At 60.9% G+C, this 2,232-nt stretch carries 3 protein-coding genes; all 3 read left to right on the top strand.

All coding sequences use genetic code 11. The features are described 5' to 3' along the window. On the top strand, positions 1-1,398 hold a 1,398-nt coding region (locus B3D39_RS12445; protein ID WP_286789744.1), incomplete at its 5' end, for a hypothetical protein. Between the two features lie 5 nt (positions 1,399-1,403). After that, the gene (locus B3D39_RS12440) at positions 1,404-1,913 is read left to right on the top strand and encodes a TadE/TadG family type IV pilus assembly protein (protein WP_078599331.1); all 510 of its coding nucleotides are present in this window, start codon (positions 1,404-1,406) and stop codon (positions 1,911-1,913) included. After that, positions 1,910-2,232: TadE/TadG family type IV pilus assembly protein (locus B3D39_RS12435; protein WP_286789743.1), on the top strand; the 323-nt coding region annotated here is incomplete at its 3' end. The genes B3D39_RS12440 and B3D39_RS12435, both read left to right, overlap by 4 nt.

Below are 2,232 nucleotides of genomic sequence, written 5' to 3'. Positions count from 1 at the left end.
CTGCAATCCTTTGCGGATTCGGTGGCGCTTGCAGCGGCGGGCGAGCTTGACGGAAATTCCGATGCGATCACCCGCGCCAATGCCGCCGCTCAACTCATCGTCGACAGCCAGACTTTCGCGACTGGCTCGCAGGTGCTGGGGGCTGCGAACGATGTGACCCTGACCTATCTCAGCGCCCTGCCGGACAGCGATAGCGACGCGACAAACGCGGTGACCACCGATCCGGCGAAGGCCGCCTTCGTGCGCGTCGATGTCGATGAGCGCGAAGTTCAGGGCGTCTTCGCCGCCGCGTTCACCACGATGGGCGGCTATGACGCGTTCGACGGCTCGGCCACGGCTCAGGCGGTCGCGGGGCTCGAAATCCTGGCCTGTGACGTCACGCCCTTGATGTTCTGCGTCCCGCCCGGCTTCGATGCGGAAAAGGATATCGGACAGATGATCTTGCTGCGGGCTGGAGGAAATGACGCTGCTTGGGGGCCAGGCGATTTCGGTTTTCTTGACCCTGATAAGGCGAAAGTCGATGTCAACGGACCTTGCGCAGGCTTGTCAGGCGGGCCCTTAGATATGTGTTTGCTTGGCGCGGTTAGTAAAATTACTCAGTGTTTTAATTCTCGCGGTGTCGATTTGGAACCGGGTCAGAAGGTAGGCGTGAACGCCGCAGTTTTAAACGTTCGTTTTGACATTTATGAAGCGGCAGCGGGGGCTGGCAGCGAGAATTCCGCGAATTCCTGGGAAAATGATCCAAATTTTGCTCCAGCTCCAAATGTCGTTATGGGTAAACGAGTCCGCACGCCTGGGAATAGCAGTAACTCAAGTTCGACGGCTAATTGCGGGTACGAGGATTATCCAGAGGACGAAGAACTCACTGTTGGTCTGCCGCGGGATGACTGCTTCGTCTCGGGCGCGGCTGAGCCTTGCACTCGTTTCGGCGATGGCGATTGGTCGCAGGGCCGCATCACCTACATGCAGAAAAATTATGGGATCGACATCACGACCGAGGGCGCCCCTGATCCCTTTGCGGACGCGAAAACACGCTATGAGCTCTATCTAGCTGAAATCGAGCATGCAAACGGTGGAGCGATATTATCGGACCGTCCGGAATCTGGTTTGCCTAGGTGTGCATCCTCTTCGGCGCCCAATCCCGATCGTCGAGTATTGGTCGTGGCCGGAATCGATTGCTCGGCATCGACCGGAACAGAGATTAGGGGAGCCGCCAAGGAAGTACCCGTAAAAGAGTTCGTAAAGATTTTTCTAACAGAACCTGTCGGAGCTGATTCGAAAGACACCGGGGGGGCTAAGAGTATCTGGGGCGAAGTGATCGGGTCCGCCAGCAATGGCGACCAAGAGGAGCTGGGCACGGGCGGCATGGTCCGCGACGTCGTCCAGCTTTACCGGTGAGCGCGATGCGGTGGTTTCGCGCATATCGCCTCCGCGCCCCGCGCCGGATCTGGCGCGACGATGAGGGCGCGCAGCTGGTGGAATTCGCGCTGGTGCTTCCGCTGATGCTCATCCTTTTCGCGGCGATCATCGAGAGCGGGCGGATGTTTCTTGCCTATCAGACGGTGATCGGCGGCGTGCGCGATGCAAGCCGCTACCTCGCCCGGATCACCCCGCGCAGCATCTGCGAAACCGGCGGCAGCGTCGATGATCAGGCGGCGACGCTCGCGAATATCGTCGGCAACGCGATCACCGGCGGCAGCGTTCTGGGGGGCGGGATCACCGTCACGACGGTCGAGCCGAGCCTCGACTGCATCGAAGGCAGCTACCGTTTCGGCGATGCGCCGATCGTCGAAGTGGCGGCGAATGTCACGATCACCTTCCCCTTCGCCGGTCTCTTCACCCTCATCACACCCACGACGCTCGGCACCGTCACCACGACGATCGCCGACCAGAACCGGGTCTTCGGCTCATGACCGGGCCTCTCGCATATCACGCGCGCGCACTGCGCCGCTTCCTGCGCGACGAGGAGGGGGCGACCCTTGTCGAGTTCACGCTGGTCTTCGGCCTCTACCTTCTGGTGTTCTTCGGGCTTCTCGATTTCGGGCGTCTGGCCTTTCACTACGTCAATATGCAGCGTGGGTTGCAGGTCGCGGCGCGACTGGCAGCGGTGCGTCCGGCGGCATGTGCCGGCGTGCCGGAGATGAATGAGCGCGGCGTGACGCCAAAAGACGAGACCGAGCCACAATTCGGTACGAATTGCAGCGCCAAGAGCTGGGTCTGCGCGGCTCCCGC

This window comes from Thioclava sp. UBA3469 (genome assembly GCF_002378135.1).
Classification (GTDB): Bacteria; Pseudomonadota; Alphaproteobacteria; order Rhodobacterales; family Rhodobacteraceae; genus Thioclava; species Thioclava sediminum.
The sequence above is the reverse complement of the archived record's forward strand: the minus strand, read 5'-3'. Positions and strand labels throughout refer to the sequence as shown.

What these genes read in the sequence shown, in the direction of transcription:
- B3D39_RS12440 (WP_078599331.1), top strand. Translation starts at nt 1,404, where the DNA reads ATGCGGTGGTTTCGCGCATATCGCCTCCGCGCCCCGCGCCGGATCTGG.